Origin of the sequence: Thermoclostridium stercorarium subsp. stercorarium DSM 8532, assembly GCF_000331995.1 — a bacterium.
In the GTDB taxonomy this organism is placed as follows: Bacteria; Bacillota; Clostridia; order DSM-8532; family DSM-8532; genus Thermoclostridium; species Thermoclostridium stercorarium.
The window spans coordinates 2,144,321-2,162,134 of sequence record NC_020134.1 but is presented as its reverse complement, the minus strand read 5'-3'; the positions used below and the strand labels follow the sequence as shown (position 1 = coordinate 2,162,134).

Genomic DNA, 17,814 nt, shown 5'->3' with positions numbered 1-17,814 from the left:
CCTCCTTCAGTTTTTTATTTCAAAGGCTTTTTTAAATGCCTGTTCCAAATCGGCAATAAGGTCATCAGGGTCTTCAAGGCCTGCGGATATGCGTATCAGATTTTCGGGAATATCGGCCAGTTTCTTTTCTTCGGGTTCAAGCTCGCTGTGGGTGGTCTGCGGTGAGTTGACGATGAGGCTGCGGGCGTCACCAATATTGACGTGATAGTGGAACAGCTGAACCGAATTCAGAAATGCCTCCCGCTGGGCTTCGGTTCCCTTGAAACCAAAAGAGAGTATGCCGCCCGCGCCTTTCGGAAAGTCCCGCTCTGCCAGTGCACGGTACGGGCTGTTTTTAAGTGTGGGATACCGAACCCATTCCACCGCTTCATGATTGCTTAAGTATTCGGCCAGAATTTCAGCGTTCCGAACCTGTTTTGCAACCCGTTCAGACAATGTTTCAAGGCCTATAAGCGCAAGGTAGGCGTTGAAAGGCGACAAAGCCGCGCCGAAATAGTTCAGGTAGTTGAATCTGATTCTTGAGGTAAAAGGCGTTTCAGGGAATACTTCGGGAAAGCTTCGGTGGTTTCCGTTTATGTCACGAAGGGTGTAATATCTTTCGGAAAACTGCGGGAATTTTTCCGACTGCCAGTTAAATTTGCCGCTTTCCAGCACAATCCCTGCAATGATGTTTCCGTGACCGGTAAGGCCTTTTGTGGCCGAATAAACGACTATATCCGCGCCGTGGGCAATGGGATTGTAAAGGTACGGGGTGGCGACCGTGTTGTCTACCACCAACGGTATGCCGTGTTCATGGGCAACTTCGGCGATGGCGTCAATGTCCAGCAGCACTGTGTTGGGGTTGCTTATGCTTTCCACGAAAATGGCTTTGGTGTCAGGCCTGATCTCCTCCGCAAGCTTTTCGGGATTTTCTATGTTCCGGGCAAAATCTATCGTAATGCCGAATTTCGGATAAATTTTCTTGAAACTGTCCGCGCTTCCGCCGTACAGGAAAGGAGATGTGAGGATTCTGCCTCCGCCTTCGGCTATATTGAGAAGCGTGTAACTTATTGCCGCCATACCCGAAGCCAGGGCAACCGCGCCGGCCGCACCGTCAAGGGCCGCGACGCGCTGCTCGAGGATACTTACCGTTGGGTTTCCTACGCGGCTGTAGAGATTTCCTGTCTCGCGAAAGCCGAACAAAGCCATAGCATGCGCCACATCTCTGAAATCATAGGATGTGGTCTGATATATTGGAGGTGATACTGCATAGTTGTGTTCTTTGGGGTCGTATCCGGCTCTGAGCCTTTGCGTGTCAAAACGGTAATTGTTCTTTTCAGGAACAACGGACATACTTGTTCTCCTTTCTTTGATTCAAATGTTAAACATCGGGGATTGTCCTTCCTCGTACAGTCACAACACATGTCAAACCACCTCCTTAAATGCAATGCTTTAGTCTGTTTTACACCGAAATGCTATATTGTTTTTATCATCCATGGGAGAAAGTGTTTTCAGGTATGACAGGAGTAATGTAAATCATCCGGCTTATGTCGCGGCTGCCGGGTATCCCCGCCGCGTCGGCACGGCATCTCTGGCAATGCCGGAACACTTTTATATATTTTTCCGCTTCAGTTCTTGCTTTACTGATAAGTCCGCAGTCCGGCGCACTGCACCAGCTGAGCCCGTGCTGAGGAATCAGCGGGATGATGTTGAATATTGAGGCGCCGTGTTCGGCCACGGTTTTTGACACGTCCGTAACATGCCCGGCATTGATTTCGGGGATTAATACCGTATTTACCTTGACGGTGATACCGGCACCGGATATTTTTTTTATGCCCGATAGCTGATTGGCTATGAGTATTTCCGCAGCCTCGCGCCCGGCCACGAATTTCCCCCCGTAAACAATGCCTTCGCATATCCGTGCCTGTATATCGGGGTTAATGGCATTCACGGTGACCGTGAGGCTGTCAATGCCGGCTTCGATTATGTCTTCAGCATAATCAGGAAGCAAAAGCCCGTTTGTGCTCATGCATTTAATAATGTCGGGGAATTCCTTTTTTATAAGCCTGAATGTTTCGAGAGCATAGGGGGTTGCGAGGGGTTCCCCCGGTCCTGCCACGCCTGCGACGGTGATGTCCGGGCATAGGGCGACGGCTTTTCTGACAGTTTCAACCGCTTCCGAGGGGGAAATTATTCCTCTGGCCACACCGGGACGGTTGACGGTGTCATTGAAACTCCGTTTGCAGAATTTGCAAAAAATATTGCAACCGGGGGAAACGGGAAGATGAACCCGTCCCTTGTAATTTTTTGCTCCGGCGGCAAAGCAGGGATGCAGTTTCATAAGATATTCAAAATTTGTTTTCATTTGACATTTCTCCTTTTACAGCTGGTTTTTCAGAAAATTTTCTTCAAGAAGCCTGGAGATTATTTCCTCTATTTCGCCAGAAGCTTCAAACACCCTTTTGCCCCTGCTTATAACCGTCCTTGCGGCATATTCCCCGATTTTTAATACAAAAATTGCGTCGCAGTCCTTAAGGACATGAAGGATATGTTCAAAGCCGCTGTCGCAGTTTCCCCGGCATCCCGGTACTGTTTTGCGGGTTTCAACAAATTGTGCGGTGTCACCTATGTCATATATCTGCCAGTATTTTGCCGAACCAAAATGCTGGTCAATAAACGTGCCGTCAATACTGGCAAAACCAACCCGGTAGCTCATGAAATCACCCCCCTATGCGTAAGTGGAAAGGACCATATGGTAGATGTCCTCAATAACCCTGAGTCCTCCTGTAAACCCGGCATAGTTTGTAGTAAGGATCAGCCGGTAAGGAGAGGGAAGAGCGGCAGAAAGGAAATCGTAACCTTTTTCCTTCGCAAGTTCCCTGTCCCAGCCCGAGCCTATTATGAGCCCTCTGCCTTTGTGCCGGATTTTTCTCAGAATTTCCTGCGCTTTCCCGGCATCGGGCTCAAAATAGACGGGAATTTCCCGCTTGTCGCTTATACTGCTGAGATCGGCCCGGATGGCCTCATGGTATTTTTCAGGCGTGCCGTCTGTGACAAACTGTTCTTTCGGTACTATTCCCACTTCATGGAGAAGGAATTTAGACAGCGCGACGACATACCCGGCGTCATGCAGTATATGAACATGGTTTGGAAGTCCGTACCTGAATTCCAGAAGAAACGTGGCCAGGTTTTCAATTTCTTCATAATAGGCATCTGATTCGTGCTTTATGAATGCACGGGCTTTTTGCTCGTCAATCTCGGCACCGTGGTCAACCGCAAATTCCAGAACCTGATTAAGGAAGGATTCGGTTTCATTTGCGCCAATAGGGATGTGACTGAACCAGGTGTAATCCTGCCCGTACCTGGATTTAAGATTGTCCGCGATGGGTTTGCCGTACCACGGAGAGACAAGGATATTGAAATTGGCTTTCGGGATTGACTGCCATTCCTTAACGCCGTCTGACTCCGGCCCGAACAGCACGTTTGCTTTAAGCCCGATTCCGGCAAGCAGACGTTTGTATTCCGCAAGATTTCCTTTCCAGAAAGGATCCTGGTAGGGGATTGACGCAAACAGATTGACGGTGTTTTTTTCCGAACGCGGTCTGTTTTCGGATTCAAACCTGCTTACATACTGGTCTATGATTGCATTTACAACGATACTGTGGGCCTCGAAGTTTGTGGCATTGAATCCTGCGGTTTCAACGGCGACAACAGGTTTTCCCTGGCGGGCGAACTCAGCCACAACACTGTTTATGTCATCGCCTACGATAGCAGCGGTGCAGCCCGTCATTACCACCTGCAAATCTGTATCAAGCACTTTGTATGTATTTGCTATAATTTGCCTTAGTCTGCCTGTTCCGCCAAAAACCACTTCTTTTTCGGAAAAATTCGTGCAGGGGGAAGTGCACCCGCCGGCGTAACCTGCTGAACGCTCAAAAAATCCTGCAATCATCTCCCCGCACCCCGGACCGGAGTGAAGTATCGGTACCGCCCTGGGGATTGCCACCACGCTTTGCAACGCGCCTATAGCGCAGGTAAAACGCTGCTGTTCTATAACCACCGGTTTGATCATAGACCCGGCCCCCCTTCGAGAAAGTAGTCGGTGGGCTGTTCCAGCCACCATTTCGTATACGGGATGACAGCATGTTTCCGCAGGTTTTTCACAAACTCGTCGTTCTCGATTGCTTCCAGTAACCGTTCACCGTAATTCACGAGACCTTCGTAGCCCATTGAAAAGTGTTCGTCCCCGACAAGAAGGGTTGGAATTCCGAGTTTCGCCCCCCACAGCGTCATACCGCCGTGCCTTGCCAGTAATACGTCGGGCCGAATACGGTTAAGGGCGTTGACAAGTTCAGATTCCTGCCTGTTGCAAACGTTGTAATTGGGGACGTTTCCGTAGTCAGACACCCGTTGGGCAAGCTGGTCATTTTCGGGCCTTTTGCTGTCATAAACCGGATCATGGTGAAAAATGGCGGCGCCTACGGCATTTAAACCCAGCTCACCAAGCACGTCCAGAAGGGCATGGCCATGAGCCGCACCGGCAGTGACATAGGCGGTTTTTCCGCTCAGTTCCCTGCGCAGTTCTTCTATCCTCGGCAGATATTTCTTTTTCTTTTCGGCTATGACTTTCTCTGCTATGTCTTCCTTGCCGAGTATTTTTCCCAGTGCCCTGAACCACCTGTCTGTTTGCGCAATTCCGTAAGGCGGGGCTGCAGGTATTTCCGGGACCCCGAACTCCTGTTCAAGCACGGCGCCAAGATAACTTCCGAGCGTAGAGCATGCCTGAACAGTCGCGGTGGCTTCACCGGCCGATTCAAGACTTTCAACCGTCGAATAGGGGGTAATGTAGTTAGGTTTTGCACCAAACGGGGCAAACCATTCGGCGAATACGTCGCTTCCCCAGAAATTAATGACATTAATGAGATCACTGCGACGTCGCAGGGGTTTTTTTATAAGCTTTCTTGCAATGGCGTGATATGCGGCGTCAAAACCTGTTGTCCAGACTTTGGAACGAAAACCTTCGCAGAAAACCGCTATGACGGGAATCCCCAGTTCTTCCTCAGCCTCAACGCATACGCTTTCCACATCGTCCCCGATGATGGCCAACGCGCAGGTTGTCAGCACAAATATGGCGTTCGCCCGGGTACGGCTGTACACTTCACGGATTGCCCGGGCAAGTTTGGCGCTTCCGCCGTAAATGGTGTCCCTTTCCTGCAGATTTGTGGAGAAAATATAACGGCGTGTAGGATTTTTAAGATCCCTTATGGGGGAATTCACCCTGTATGTAAAAGCAAATTCATGAAGGCAGGAGGCGCATCCCAACGGTCCGTGACTGATTACCGCCGCGTCCTGTATAAGAATTGTCATGCATGCTGCTTTGGAGGTTGCGCAGCCCATACACTGGCTGAAAGAACGATCCCGGTCTTTGAGACCGGTTTTCCCGGCTCTGACCAGTTCCTCGGCATCGCCATGGTATCCGGTGATTGAGTTGATGCGGATTTCCCGTATCTGGACCTCGGGAATGGACAAATTTATCCCTGTCATATGCCATTCCTCCATCGGGATTTTTTTTATGTTAAAAAAGTGCCGCCCGCTTTTGGCGAACGGCACCATTTATTCCCTGAAATACAGTAAAATCAGACAAACGGGGACGTTCGCCCATATATGAAGTTATGGGTGTGATGACAGCAACAACACATTATCTGAGTATGGAACGGCATTATCATCTTTTTTGCTCCCGCGCTGTTAGCCATATTGACACTCCAAATTCATATATAATATATATGTTTTATAGGTATAATATAGTAATTTATAACACCACGTCAAGAGATTTTTTCATATTAACTTTGTTTATATTTTTGCTTTGCTGGTATTGTATAGAATCACCGCCACTCTGCTGCTTACAGGGCCAAAGGCATACGGCACGTCGTCTTCGCGGTTAAAATGCCTTAAAGAGACCAGTCTGTTCGCGGAAAAGGGTTTGTTGTCAATTATCCTTATTTCTGCTTCAGAAAAAGGTGTGTCGCGGTAATATGGGTCAAAAAGTTCAATTCCTTCTTCAGTGAGACCGGTGAGAGTAACGTAATGCCCACAGTCCAGAAAGACCCGCACTATTGCGGCGGCGCCGGCTTTAAGAGCCTTAATAATGGGGCTGTTTTCGTCTATGTAAACATCGTTTCCGGTCAGTGCCTCGGCACGGATGGGGAATTTTGTCGCCCTGGCGTATTCATTAAGCCAGCAGGCTATGAAAGACATGGCCATGCCCGATGTGCCGTTTTTATGAGCTTCTCCTTTATCATTGTAGCTGTCGAGTGTGCAAATCATACAGTGGCGAAGTACGTCAGGCGGGAATTCCTCCCGGTCGAAAAGAAAACTTATGGCATTAAGGAGGCTGGTAGGACCGCAGTCATATTCGGTTCGCTGGTATTGCAGAGGTATCCTCATAAGTCATCTCCTCCCGGTCTGTTATCAGTTCCATGACAAGTTTTACGCATTTCTCCAGTTCATGTATATTGCTGTATTCCCGAAGACTGTGCGCCTCATGCATTCCACAGGCAATTACAAGGCCGGTGATCCCGTGCAGCGCAAAATTGTTCAGGTCGCTGCCTCCGAAAGTTGAGTGAATACGAGGAATAATGCCGGCTCTCCCGCATGCCCTGACAAAACGTCTTACCACCACCGAATTCAGCGGAGTTTCGTATGCTTTAAGCTCAATCCTGTAAGTTGCCTCGATATTTGCGCCTGCTTTGGATGTTTCGTCAATGAAAACCGATTTGACTGTGTTCCAGTATGCCATTACGGCGTCATGGGAAAGGCTGCGGATTTCACCACTGACTGTGCACAGGGAGGGAACGATATTGTCTGCCTCGCCGCCGGTTATTCGTCCGATATTGAAAGTAAGCCCCGGAGCGGGTTCCCCGTGATAAAGATTTGCAATTGCGCGCGCGGCAGCGGCTATCGCGTTAATGCCGCTTTTCGGCGCAAATCCGGCGTGTGCGGCTTTGCCATGAATTTTTATTTCGAACGAAAGAATTGTGGGAGCAGCATTCGCCGCTTCGCCGACTTCGCCGCCCAAATCCAGCACATAGGCTTCTTTTGATTTCAATGCGCTGTAATCGAAAACCGCAGAACCCGCGCCGTATTTTTCCTCCGCAACAGGGAAAAGAAGCTCCAGGGGGCGGTGGGGGATGTTTTGCTCTTTCAGTCTCAAAACCGCTTCAAGGATGACACTGATTCCCGCAATGTCGTCGGCACCCAGGATTGTGTCTCCCGCAGAAGTGATATCTCCGTTTTGATGAAGGACTGCACGTTTTCCTTTTGCGGGTTCCACCGTATCCATATGGGCGGAGAACAAAAGCGGTGGCACGTTTATGCTTCCGGGAACGTAACAGTACAGGTTACCGCAATTGCCGTTAATTTTCTTTCCCGCGTCATCTACAAGAATATTGTCGCTTACATATGTAAGATAATTAATCAGCGTATCGCAGAATTCCCTTTCCCGGAAGGACGGACTGTATATTCCGACAAGTTCGCTGAATGTTTTCCATAAACGCTCACTCATACGGATACCCCACATTTTTTATGACTTAAACCCGATTGCGGTTAATGTGCTCGTATTAAAATGTATTAAACATATATAAAATATATGATTTAAAATATAACATATAAGAATTATATGAATTTAAATGCAAAATGTCAATCATTTATTTCCAGTTTTGAATAAAAAATTTTTAAATAAAAAAAACCCCCTGCAAAGGGGTTAAAAATCATACAGGCGACATCCCGAAAACGCCCGCTTGCCTTCAGAAAATACGTGAGCCGAAAAATATTTCACGCCCCGATATCCTTAAAAGCCTCTTTAAGCCGGTTGAGGCCCTGCTGCAGTACAGACCTTGGACAGGCGATATTGAAACGCTGAAAACCTTCGCCGCCTGCTCCGAACGTCGGTCCGGGCGAAAGCCACAGTTTTGCCCTGTGAATCAGCAGTTGTTCCAGTTCCCTGTCCGAAAGCCCGAAGCTGCTGAAGTCAAGCCATACAAGATAAGTGCCTTCAGGCTCCACCAGATGAACCGATGAAAGTTCTTTTTTCACAAACTCCCTGAACAATTCCAGATTGCCGGTTAAATAGGCAATCAGTTCGTCCAGCCATTTTGATCCTTTCTCATACGCCGCCTGACACGCAACTATTCCCATCAGGTTTGGCTGGCTGTAACCCGTTTTTTTCAATTCTTCGGTAAACAGTTTCCGTATTTTCTGATTGCTGATAAAAATATTGGAAATCTGGAGTCCGGGAAGATTGAAAGTTTTGGACGGAGCGGTACATGTAACGGTAATGTCGGCGTATTCGGGCTTAAGGCTTGCAAACACCAGGTGCCTGTACCCGGGATATACGAAATCCTGATGTATTTCATCGGAAATAACATATACTCCGTGTTTCAGGCAGATATCTCCCACCGCAGTGAGTTCCTCTTCCGTCCAGACGCGACCAACCGGGTTATGCGGATTGCACAGAATGAACAGCCGGACTTTTTCTTCGGCAACCAGTCTTTCGAATTCATCTATATTCATAAAGTAGCGACCGTTTCTGTATATCAGCGGATTGACAATTAACCGCCTGCCGTTGTCCTTCACCGAGTTTTCAAACGGATAATATACCGGCTGCTGGATTAAAACCGCGTCGCCGGGCTTTGTAAGTGCGCGGATGGCCGTACAAACGGCAAACACGACGCCCGGGCATTTTACCACCCATTCACGGCGTATTTGCCATCCGAAACGTTCATAATACCATTTATAAAGGGCATTGAAATATGATTCGTCTATCGTGTCGCTGTAGCCGAAAATGCCGTGTTTTACACGTTCTGAAAGCGCCTCAATAATTTCAGGAGGAGATTTGAAATCCATGTCGGCAACCCAGAAAGGGAGCACATCCGCAGGCATGCCTTTTTTCTGAGCAAGATCATACTTTATCGAGTTGGTGCCGTGCCTTTCAGTGATTTCGTCAAAGTTATACATTTGCTTTTCCCCCGTAAATAGCTTGTCTGAGATCTTCGATCAGGTCATCGGCGGCTTCAAGGCCTACCGACAGCCGGAGTAGACATTCCCCAATACCTCTGGCTTCCCTTTCCTGCTGTGGTATATCGGCATGAGTCTGGAGCATCGGGTAGGTTATAAGGCTTTCCACGCCGCCGAGGCTTTCGGCATACTGAATAATTGAAACCCGCTCAAGAATGCGGTGAGCCGTTTCCTTACTGTCGGTTTCAAATGAAAGCATTGCCCCAAATCCCGAAGTTTGTTTTTTCGAAATCTCATATCCGGGATGGCTCGGAAGCCCGGGATAATGCACTTTTCTTATTTTGTCCTGTTTTGAAAGCCATTCGGCGATCCTGAAAGCAGTTTGCTGCTGTCTTTCAAGGCGTACCGCCAGTGTCTTTATGCCCCGGATTAACAGCCAGCTGTCAAACGGGGAAAGGCACGCCCCGGTTGTTTTGGACAAAAACCTGAGACGTTCGGCAAGAGCTGCGTCGGACACAACAATGAACCCTGCAAGGGTATCATTATGCCCGCCAAGGTATTTTGTTCCACTGTGAACCACTATATCCGCACCCAACTGCAGCGGGCGCTGAAAGTACGGTGTAAGAAAGGTATTGTCAACGACGAGGAGGAGGCTGTTTTCCCTGCAAAGCTTAGAAACGGCGGCAATATCGGTTACATGCATCATCGGGTTTGTGGGAGTTTCAATGAAAACTGCCCTTGTTTCGTTCCGTATGCATTTTTTGATGTTTTGTACGTCAGTGGTATCCACGAAATCGAAAGTCAAGCCGTTCTTTTTTGAAATGTGGCTGAACAGGCGATGAGATCCCCCGTACAGGTCGTCGGTGGCTATTATGTGATCTCCCGGTGAAAAAATTTCCATAAGAGTAGTGATGGCTGCCATGCCGGAAGAAAAGGCAATGGCGTCCGCACCGCCTTCAAGGTTTGCCACGGTCTGTTCAAGGTATTCCCTTGTGGGGTTTTGGGCTCTGGAGTAGTCAAAGCCCGTGCTTAATCCCACGCCGGGATGTACAAAGGTAGCTGACTGAAAAATGGGTACACTGACAGAACCTGTAGTATCATATCTTTTACTACAGCCATGGACGCACAGGGTTGAAAAATCCATAAGCATCTTCCTTTGCCCAAATTATATATAAAACATCATAGCATCGTCTCTTTTGTGTTTTTCAGCTTCGCTTACAAGATCGGCAAGTGTTATTCCGCTTAATGTTTTAATGATGCTTTGATCCAGCACATCAAAAACCGAAAGTTTCAGGGCTTTTTCAATGTCAGGCGCCTTGTCGGGGACGGTGTCGTTGGTTTGCTCAAACAGGGATACTTCCACGGCCGAAAGTATGTCGAGCACGGTAATTTCCCTGGGCGACCGTGAAAGCAGGTATCCGCCCTGCGAACCTTTGGAGGAAATTACAAGTTCAGCCTTTTTGAGCAGAGAAAACACCTGCTCAAGGTATATCTTTGATATGCCGAGTTCCTCGGAAATGTTGATAATGGTAATATACTCACCGTTATTATATTGTAGCCCCATATAAATCAGTGCTGCCAAAGCATATCGTCCTTTTGCCGATATTCTCATCCATTATCACTCACATTTCATATATAAATAGTATGTATTAATAATAAATTCATTAAGAAAATCTGTCAATACCGGAATTGTATTTTGCCATGCTGCTTATGCTGTAACAGTGCTGATATCACAGTGCCTGGAATTTTTCGGCGGTTTTTTGCAAAGGTATTGACACCGTAATTTATAAGTAGTATTATAAACATATAAAACATATATGAAATAAATGAAAAGGGTGTGTTAATATGGCAAGGATTTATCAGAATGTAACCGAACTGATAGGAAGAACTCCTTTGCTTCATCTGGTTAATTATGAAAAAAAACATGGACTTCAGGCGACCGTAATAGCAAAACTGGAGTATTACAATCCCGCAGGAAGCGTTAAGGACCGAATTGCAAAATCCATGATTGAGGACGCGGAAAGAAGAGGAATCCTGAAGCCTGACACCGTCATAATAGAGCCCACCAGCGGGAATACCGGTATTGCTCTCGCGGCAATAGCTGCGGCCCGCGGTTACCGTGTAATTTTGACAATGCCCGAGACAATGAGCATTGAGAGAAGAAACCTGCTGAAAGCGTATGGAGCTGAGCTTGTACTTACCGAAGGCTCAAAGGGTATGCCCGGCGCAATTGCAAAGGCAGAGGAACTGGCTAAAGAAATCCCGAATTCTTTTATCCCTGGGCAGTTTGACAATCCCGCCAATCCCGAAATCCACAGAAGAACAACAGGTCCTGAAATCTGGGAAGACACCGACGGGAAGGTTGATATTTTCGTGGCAGGTATCGGAACGGGCGGCACAATAACCGGAGCCGGTGAATACCTAAAGTCCCAGAAACCTGATATCAGAATAGTTGCTGTTGAGCCCGACGCATCTCCCGTTCTTTCGGGCGGAAAGCCGGGGCCACATAAGATTCAGGGAATTGGGGCAGGTTTTGTTCCCAGAGTGCTTAATACCGGTATTTATGATGAGATTGTTCGCGTAAAGAATGAAGACGCATTTGCCACAAGCAGAGATCTGGCAAGAACAGAAGGAGTGCTTGTCGGCATTTCTTCAGGAGCTGCGCTCTGGGCAGCCACCGAAGTGGCAAAACGGCCTGAAAATGCAGGCAAGGTTATTGTTGTAATTCTTCCCGATACGGGCGAGAGGTACCTTTCAACGCCTCTGTTTTCTGAGTAATACCCCCAATCGGATAAAACCCCCTTCGAAAAGGCGTTCCTTTCAGCTGGAACGCCTTTATTTATGGCTCCTTTCGGTGAAATATGCGTTTTAAATTGTCATATGTTATATTATAATTTCGGTAAGGAATTATAATTGCCACAGAGTTTGGCTGTAAGGCGGGTGGAAAATGAAACCGGAAGAAAGAAAACACCGTTTGGCATTGACTCTGCTTTTTTCAGGCATAGTTTTTTGTTTCCTTATTATAACCACCGCCGTGGTCGGGGGTATTATAGTTTTTTTGATTCGCAGGGGAATATTATCGCCGAATGGAGAGGCGCCGAGAAGCGTTCCGCTGTTTTTGACCATGATGATCGCAAGCATACTTATCGGAGTGGTGCTTACCGCCATTACAAGCCGTATTCCGCTGAAACCCGTCAACGATGTGATAAACGCAATGAACCGTCTTGCGGCGGGAGACTACAGGACGAGGCTCCATTTCGGAAAACTCCTCGGCAGGCATCCGACTGCGGTGGAAGTGAGCAGAAGCTTCAATAATCTGGCGGAGGAACTTGAAAAGAACGTTATATTCCGTACCGATTTTATAAACAACTTTTCCCACGAGTTCAAAACCCCGATAACTTCCATCGCGGGTTTTGCGAGGCTGCTCAAACGCGGGGATCTGACAGAGGAGCAGAAAGCTGAATATATTGACATTATAGAAAAGGAAGCTCTCCGTCTTTCGGCGATGGCCACAAATATTCTTACCCTGACAAAAGTGGAGAATCAGGCGGCTCTGACCGGGGTATCAAGTTATAATCTTTCGGAACAGATCAGAAACTGTGTTCTTCTTCTTGAAAACAAATGGAGCAAAAAGAATATCACCCCGGTGCTTGATTTTGGGGAGCATTACATCAGTGCGAACGAGGAAATGCTCGGGCAGGTGTGGATAAATCTTATAGACAATGCCGTAAAATATGGCGACGAAGGCACTGAGATGATAATTGACATTGCCGAGAATGAAAAAAGGATATCTGTGTCGGTGGCAGACACGGGCGTTGAGATACCGCCTGAGGCGAAAGAAAAAATTTTCCGAAAATTCTACCGGGAAAGCAAATTCAGCTCAACGGAGGGTAACGGCCTGGGGCTTGCCATAGTGAAAGAAATCGTCAGATTGCACAACGGGGATATCACCGTGTCATCGTCAAATCGCAAAACGGTTTTTACCGTATCGCTTCCCAAGTAAATTCCGTTATACTGTCAGACAGCTCATGATATGAAAAAAAGCCGGCGGACGTAATATTCATACGTCTGCTTTTGAGCAAAATCATTCGGTTGGTTATAATGCTTTAAATTAAGACAAATTTAAAAATGCTTTCTTTTCCGGTTACATTCTTGCATGTTTCGGACTAAAGAAACATAATAAGATTATTACTGACAGTAATGTCAATACATTTCATAAAAACGGCGTTAACAACACAATGGAACTGTATTGCCACAGAGTTTTGTGTGTTTGTGTTGTTGCCTGTATGGCAGCAAAGCTTTTTCGTGTCAGAGAACAGCTTTTAATTATAAAAGTCGCATTGGAAGATATAAAGAAAGGTAACCTTAACCGCCGGGTGCGTGCAAGAGAAAACGACATGATAAAAGACATATGATACAGTATCAATGAAATTGTAACAGGATATCAGGCACAGCTTATCAGAATGAAAAAATCCGAACAGGCTTATAAACGCATGATGACAAGCCTTTCACATGATGTAAAAACACCGCTGACCTCGTTGGTCGGGCACCTGGAAGACATACAAAACAAAATGGTGGCAGGGGAAGAAAATGACGAATACATCAGCGTGGCTTTGGACAAGGCACACCACTTGAAAGATTTTGTGGAATCACTTTTTGAATGGGTCAAGCCGGATGCAAGAGCAAATATTCCAGTTTGAAATTTGTGACTTGAATGAAGTCTCCCGTAATATTATTGCCGACTGGATCCCTGTACTAACCAGGTATTGGCCAGATACAAGTCTGATGAGATAACAGACAAAATAATAAAAAAGGCGCAGGAGTCAAGGGTTTGCCGCAAATCACATCTTAGTTTAACTTTGCAAATTTAGTGGATATGTTCTTGTTTTGTTCATATCATGCACGAACTCCAGGCTGAGTTCCATTTTCCCTTTGAAGCATTAATTCCGGGCGCAGATTAACTAATGCCAATGGTATAAGCGTTTCTGTATAATTTTCACATAAACACTTTACAAAAAATTAACTTAATTTAACAGTAATATGATAGTCTGTAAAATTTTTTATTATTATAATGGATAAGGAAAAAAGTAATAAAATGAGGGGTGAAGAAAATGAAAAATCACTGGAAAAAAATTGCGTCGGTCATTTTTGCGGTTTTGTTCATTGCATCGGTGTTTTCGGTGCTGTTAGGCGGCGGCAGTAATGCTGAAACCTTTCAAAGCCGTAATAAAACAGCATTAACTGGAGTGATAACTGCAAGCCGGAAAGCGCCGAAATACATATTCCTGTTTATCGGGGATGGCATGAGTTATCCTCAGATACAAACTGCATCCTATTATCTTGGCGCAAAGTCAAGTGACGGCGAAGTGGTCGCTGTGCCTCTAAGCTTTATGAAATTTCCCGTTACAGGCGTGGCCGAAACATATGACAGTTCTTCATTTGCCCCCGACTCGTCGTCAACGGCAACATCCATTGCTACCGGAAATAAAACGTACAGTGGCGTTATCAATATGGATACCACATATACAAAAAAGTTTGAAGCCATTTCAGAGAAGTTAAAAAAGCAGTTGGGATATAAAATCGGCATCATTACGTCTGTCAACTTAAACCACGCGACCCCGGCGGCGTTCTACGCGCACCAGCCTTCCAGGAGCAATTATTATGAAATAGGTCTGGAAATGATTGAAAGCGGTTTTGACTTCTTCGCGGGAGGTGCGCTGATCAGCCCGAACGGGGAAAAGGGTGATCAGAAAAGCCTGTATGATATAGCGAGGGAAAAAGGATACAAAGTGGTAACAAAGCAGAAAGATGCCGAAAAATTAAGCGCTAATGACGGAAAGACAATTGTTATATCCGAAACCCTCGCTGACTACGATTCAATTTCATATGAGATTGACGCGAAAGACGGGGAGTGGAGGCTTGCAGACTATGTAAGAAAAGGCATTGAGATGCTTTACAATGATACGGGTTTCTTTATGATGGTGGAAGGCGGAAAGATTGACTGGGCGTGTCACGCTAACGATGCGGCGACGGTAATACATGACACAATTGCGTTAAGCAATGCGGTTGAAGTGGCGGTGGAATTTTACAATAAGCATCCTGAAGATACTCTGATACTGGTTACCGGCGATCATGAAACAGGCGGTCTTTCAATAGGTTTTGCCGGAACGGATTATGATACGTTCTTAACCAATCTTTCCAATCAGAAAATATCTTATGCCAAATTTGATACTGATTATGTCGCCGGGTATAAGAAAAACAACACGAAATTTTCCGATGTTTTAACGGATATTGAAGAGAATTTTGGACTTGTACCCAAATATAAAGCCAAATCAGATACAAACCCCAATTTAATTCTGACCGACTATGAGTATGAGAAATTGTATGAGGCGTACAGGAGGACCATTGACGGGTACAGACAGCTGAACGAGGAAGAATATATACTTTATGGGACTTATGAGCCGCTGACCGTTACCATTACTCATATACTAAACAACAAATCGGGCATTAACTTTAGTTCCTATGCCCATACCGGACTTCCGGTGCCTGTTTTTGCCGTTGGAAACGGAGCCGAGCTTTTTGAAGGTTATTATGATAACACTGACATATATTTTAAACTGGCAAAACTTACTTCGGTAAAATAAGTGCTGAGGTGTTTAAATGCGGCATCTGAGCCACAGGCATGGCATGCATTTGCCATGCCTGTGGCTGTATAATGCGGAAAAATTCGGAAAGGACGGGTTACTATATAACGTGAAAGGGAAAATATTTACGGTACTCAAGTCAAATCTGCCGGAAATTATCTGTTTTGCCCTTCTGATTTTTTTATTGTTTCTTCCGAACGAATATGAAAAAATAAAAATCTACCAGGGCGCGGACAGAACGGTGGGCAGAGTACTACAAACCGATAACAGCAAATTAATAAATACGGGATTGATACAGACCGGCGAGCAAAGGTGCAGGATAAAGATTTTAGGCGGCCGTTTTAAGGGCTCGGAAGGTGAGGCTGTTAACATGTTGAACGGTTCCCTTGAGCAGGACAAGATTTTCAGGGAAGGCGATATGGCGCTAATTGTTGTCAGTTATCGCAATGATGAGATTAAAGCCGTAAATATGATTGATCATTTTCGGTTAGGCAAAGAAATTCTGCTTATGGCAATATTCGTAATGCTTCTTATTCTGTTCGCCGGCAGAATTGGCCTAAGGGCGCTTATGTCATTTGCGGTGACGGTTTTGATTATATGGAAGGTATTGGTACCGGGGTATCTGAACGGGAACGATCCTGTTCTGACCGGTTTGGTAATTACAATTATACTGACGGTTATTGTTATCACTGCCGTATACGGATTTGACTGCAGGGCTTTGTCGGCTACAATTGGCGCAATTCTTGGAACTGTTATGACCGCCGTGCTTGGAATAATTTTTACAAAAGCCTTCAAAATTCACGGAGCGGTTATGCCCTATTCGGAAAGCCTCCTTTACAGTGGTTATGCTCATTTGAACCTCACAAGGATATTTATGGCCGGTATTTTTATCGGTTCTTCCGGGGCGGTTGTGGATTTGGCCGTTGATATAACCTCTGCGGTCTGCGAAGTTGTGGGCAAAACTCCTGATATCTCATGGCGTGACGCCGCTTTGTCCGGTATTCGCGTCGGGCGCGCCGCCCTGGGAACAATGACGACAACTTTGCTGCTGGCCTATTCGGGCGGGTATGTTACGCTTCTGATGGTGTTTATGGCTCAGGGAACGCCGGTTATTAACATATTGAATTATAAGTACGTATCGGCGGAAATACTCGATACCGTTGTAGGGAGCATTGGCCTTGTTACGGTTGCGCCGATTACGTCGCTGACCGCAGCCATACTGCTTACGAGGAAACGGAAAAAGTGATTGTGTCAGTTTATACTGTCACCAAAGAGCTCTCCGGCGCTTAAGTACATTATCAGTTTGCAGCTGTTGACAAAAAAGAAAATATGTGCAAGACTAATCAATAAAGCATTTCACCCGGCATATTCAGGCGGAATTACCCACCGTAATTTTGCCGGGTTTTTTCTATATATTTTTGCAGGGCATGCTTTTATCGGCGGCATGCCTGCAAAGGAGGTTTAAGACACGTGAACGGCACGAAATTCAAAGGCACTCCGCAGCTTGAAACAGAAAGGCTTGTATTGAGAAAGCTCAGACCCGGGGACGAAAATGATATTTTTGAATATGCATCCGATGATGATGTGGCGCGGTTTGTGACCTGGAATACGCACAAATCGGTTGAAGATTCCAAAAATTTTATAAGATTTACACTTGACAGGTATGAAAAGGACGAGGCGGGTGATTGGGGCATTGTCCTGAAATCAAACGGCAAACTGATAGGGACTGTTGGATTTGTAGGGATTGATTTGAAAAACAGGCGTGCCGAAATAGGCTATGTTCTCTCCAAAAAGTACTGGGGACAGGGAATTATGACTGAAGCGGTAAACCGCCTGCTGGAGTTCGCTTTCACCGAAATGGACTTGAACAGGATTGAATGCTGCCACCTTATACCCAACGAAAAATCGGGAAGGGTTATGCAAAAGGTTGGAATGAGTTATGAGGGTATTGCCAGGGAAAAATTGTTTTTTAAGAACAGGTATTGGGATGTAAAACAATATGCAATTCTCAAATCGGACTGGTTAAAACGAAACGGCTGACATGTCTTAAAACACGGGAAAAATATGCCCGTGCAATTTCATGTTTCCCGCACTCCGCAATTTCTGCTGACAGTGCTGCGGAAGGGGGGAGTCTTGTTTTTTTTGTTCTGTTGTCCGCATATTTTCCGGATATCATTAT

General features: G+C 46.2%; 17 protein-coding genes. 7 read left to right on the top strand and 10 right to left on the bottom strand.

Features of this window, described 5'->3' with window-relative positions; all coding sequences use genetic code 11:
* Window positions 1-6: 6 nt before the first annotated feature.
* The 10 genes from CST_RS09280 to CST_RS09235 form a co-directional block, all read right to left on the bottom strand.
* Window positions 7-1,332, bottom strand: a complete 1,326-nt coding sequence (locus tag CST_RS09280; RefSeq protein WP_015359636.1) for an O-acetylhomoserine aminocarboxypropyltransferase/cysteine synthase family protein — start codon at window positions 1,330-1,332, stop codon at window positions 7-9.
* A 136-nt stretch (window positions 1,333-1,468) separates the two neighbouring features.
* A complete protein-coding gene (locus CST_RS09275; protein WP_015359635.1) occupies window positions 1,469-2,344 on the bottom strand; it encodes a radical SAM protein in 876 nt (291 codons plus the stop codon).
* 15 nt (window positions 2,345-2,359) lie between these two features.
* A complete protein-coding gene (locus CST_RS09270) occupies window positions 2,360-2,695 on the bottom strand; it encodes a NifB/NifX family molybdenum-iron cluster-binding protein (protein ID WP_015359634.1) in 336 nt (111 codons plus the stop codon).
* 12 nt (window positions 2,696-2,707) lie between these two features.
* Window positions 2,708-4,051, bottom strand: coding sequence for a nitrogenase component 1 (locus CST_RS09265; protein ID WP_015359633.1), 1,344 nt, complete (start codon window positions 4,049-4,051; stop codon window positions 2,708-2,710).
* Complete coding sequence (locus CST_RS09260; protein WP_015485079.1) at window positions 4,048-5,523, bottom strand: nitrogenase component 1; 1,476 nt, start codon at window positions 5,521-5,523, stop codon at window positions 4,048-4,050. The genes CST_RS09265 and CST_RS09260 overlap by 4 nt, the downstream gene beginning before the upstream one ends.
* Before the next feature lie 306 nt (window positions 5,524-5,829).
* A complete protein-coding gene (locus CST_RS09255) occupies window positions 5,830-6,423 on the bottom strand; it encodes a C39 family peptidase (protein ID WP_015359631.1) in 594 nt (197 codons plus the stop codon).
* Complete coding sequence (locus CST_RS09250) at window positions 6,386-7,540, bottom strand: M20/M25/M40 family metallo-hydrolase (RefSeq protein WP_015359630.1); 1,155 nt, start codon at window positions 7,538-7,540, stop codon at window positions 6,386-6,388. The genes CST_RS09255 and CST_RS09250 overlap by 38 nt, the downstream gene beginning before the upstream one ends.
* A gap of 269 nt (window positions 7,541-7,809) precedes the next feature.
* Window positions 7,810-8,991: a MalY/PatB family protein gene (locus tag CST_RS09245; RefSeq protein WP_015359629.1), complete on the bottom strand. Its 1,182-nt coding sequence runs from the start codon at window positions 8,989-8,991 to the stop codon at window positions 7,810-7,812.
* Window positions 8,984-10,135, bottom strand: a complete 1,152-nt coding sequence (locus CST_RS09240; RefSeq protein WP_015359628.1) for a trans-sulfuration enzyme family protein — start codon at window positions 10,133-10,135, stop codon at window positions 8,984-8,986. The genes CST_RS09245 and CST_RS09240 overlap by 8 nt, the downstream gene beginning before the upstream one ends.
* A gap of 21 nt (window positions 10,136-10,156) precedes the next feature.
* A complete protein-coding gene (locus tag CST_RS09235) occupies window positions 10,157-10,603 on the bottom strand; it encodes an RrF2 family transcriptional regulator (protein ID WP_015359627.1) in 447 nt (148 codons plus the stop codon).
* A gap of 233 nt (window positions 10,604-10,836) precedes the next feature.
* Here CST_RS09235 and cysK point away from each other — a divergent pair, with 233 nt between their 5' ends.
* From cysK to CST_RS09200, 7 genes are all read left to right on the top strand, one after another.
* Complete coding sequence (cysK, locus tag CST_RS09230) at window positions 10,837-11,769, top strand: cysteine synthase A (RefSeq protein WP_015359626.1); 933 nt, start codon at window positions 10,837-10,839, stop codon at window positions 11,767-11,769.
* Window positions 11,770-11,938: 169 nt separating this feature from the next.
* Entirely contained in the window at window positions 11,939-12,994 is a 1,056-nt protein-coding gene (locus CST_RS09225) for a sensor histidine kinase (protein WP_015359625.1), read from the top strand.
* A 283-nt stretch (window positions 12,995-13,277) separates the two neighbouring features.
* Complete coding sequence (locus CST_RS13955) at window positions 13,278-13,406, top strand: hypothetical protein (RefSeq protein WP_439709779.1); 129 nt, start codon at window positions 13,278-13,280, stop codon at window positions 13,404-13,406.
* 48 nt (window positions 13,407-13,454) lie between these two features.
* Window positions 13,455-13,691 (top strand): sensor histidine kinase, encoded by a 237-nt coding sequence (locus CST_RS13950; RefSeq protein WP_015485078.1) that lies wholly within the window; start codon window positions 13,455-13,457, stop codon window positions 13,689-13,691.
* Window positions 13,692-14,102: 411 nt separating this feature from the next.
* Entirely contained in the window at window positions 14,103-15,635 is a 1,533-nt protein-coding gene (locus CST_RS09215) for an alkaline phosphatase (RefSeq protein ID WP_015359624.1), read from the top strand.
* A 16-nt stretch (window positions 15,636-15,651) separates the two neighbouring features.
* Window positions 15,652-16,881 carry a YibE/F family protein gene (locus CST_RS09210; RefSeq protein WP_015359623.1) on the top strand — a complete coding sequence of 410 codons (1,230 nt, stop codon included), beginning with the start codon at window positions 15,652-15,654 and terminating at the stop codon, window positions 16,879-16,881.
* A 224-nt stretch (window positions 16,882-17,105) separates the two neighbouring features.
* Complete coding sequence (locus CST_RS09200; RefSeq protein WP_015359621.1) at window positions 17,106-17,675, top strand: GNAT family N-acetyltransferase; 570 nt, start codon at window positions 17,106-17,108, stop codon at window positions 17,673-17,675.
* Window positions 17,676-17,814 lie beyond the last annotated feature (139 nt).

Bases quoted from the DNA above. Each gene is read 5' to 3' on its own strand.
- CST_RS09280 (WP_015359636.1), bottom strand. From the start codon at position 1,332: ATGTCCGTTGTTCCTGAAAAGAACAATTACCGTTTTGACACGCAAAGG.
- CST_RS09275 (WP_015359635.1), bottom strand. From the start codon at position 2,344: ATGAAAACAAATTTTGAATATCTTATGAAACTGCATCCCTGCTTTGCC.
- CST_RS09270 (WP_015359634.1), bottom strand. From the start codon at position 2,695: ATGAGCTACCGGGTTGGTTTTGCCAGTATTGACGGCACGTTTATTGAC.
- CST_RS09265 (WP_015359633.1), bottom strand. From the start codon at position 4,051: ATGATCAAACCGGTGGTTATAGAACAGCAGCGTTTTACCTGCGCTATA.
- CST_RS09260 (WP_015485079.1), bottom strand. From the start codon at position 5,523: ATGACAGGGATAAATTTGTCCATTCCCGAGGTCCAGATACGGGAAATC.
- CST_RS09255 (WP_015359631.1), bottom strand. From the start codon at position 6,423: ATGAGGATACCTCTGCAATACCAGCGAACCGAATATGACTGCGGTCCT.
- CST_RS09250 (WP_015359630.1), bottom strand. From the start codon at position 7,540: ATGAGTGAGCGTTTATGGAAAACATTCAGCGAACTTGTCGGAATATAC.
- CST_RS09245 (WP_015359629.1), bottom strand. From the start codon at position 8,991: ATGTATAACTTTGACGAAATCACTGAAAGGCACGGCACCAACTCGATA.
- CST_RS09240 (WP_015359628.1), bottom strand. From the start codon at position 10,135: ATGGATTTTTCAACCCTGTGCGTCCATGGCTGTAGTAAAAGATATGAT.
- CST_RS09235 (WP_015359627.1), bottom strand. From the start codon at position 10,603: ATGAGAATATCGGCAAAAGGACGATATGCTTTGGCAGCACTGATTTAT.
- cysK (WP_015359626.1), top strand. From the start codon at position 10,837: ATGGCAAGGATTTATCAGAATGTAACCGAACTGATAGGAAGAACTCCT.
- CST_RS09225 (WP_015359625.1), top strand. From the start codon at position 11,939: ATGAAACCGGAAGAAAGAAAACACCGTTTGGCATTGACTCTGCTTTTT.
- CST_RS13955 (WP_439709779.1), top strand. From the start codon at position 13,278: ATGGCAGCAAAGCTTTTTCGTGTCAGAGAACAGCTTTTAATTATAAAA.
- CST_RS13950 (WP_015485078.1), top strand. From the start codon at position 13,455: ATGAAAAAATCCGAACAGGCTTATAAACGCATGATGACAAGCCTTTCA.
- CST_RS09215 (WP_015359624.1), top strand. From the start codon at position 14,103: ATGAAAAATCACTGGAAAAAAATTGCGTCGGTCATTTTTGCGGTTTTG.
- CST_RS09210 (WP_015359623.1), top strand. From the start codon at position 15,652: ATGCGGCATCTGAGCCACAGGCATGGCATGCATTTGCCATGCCTGTGG.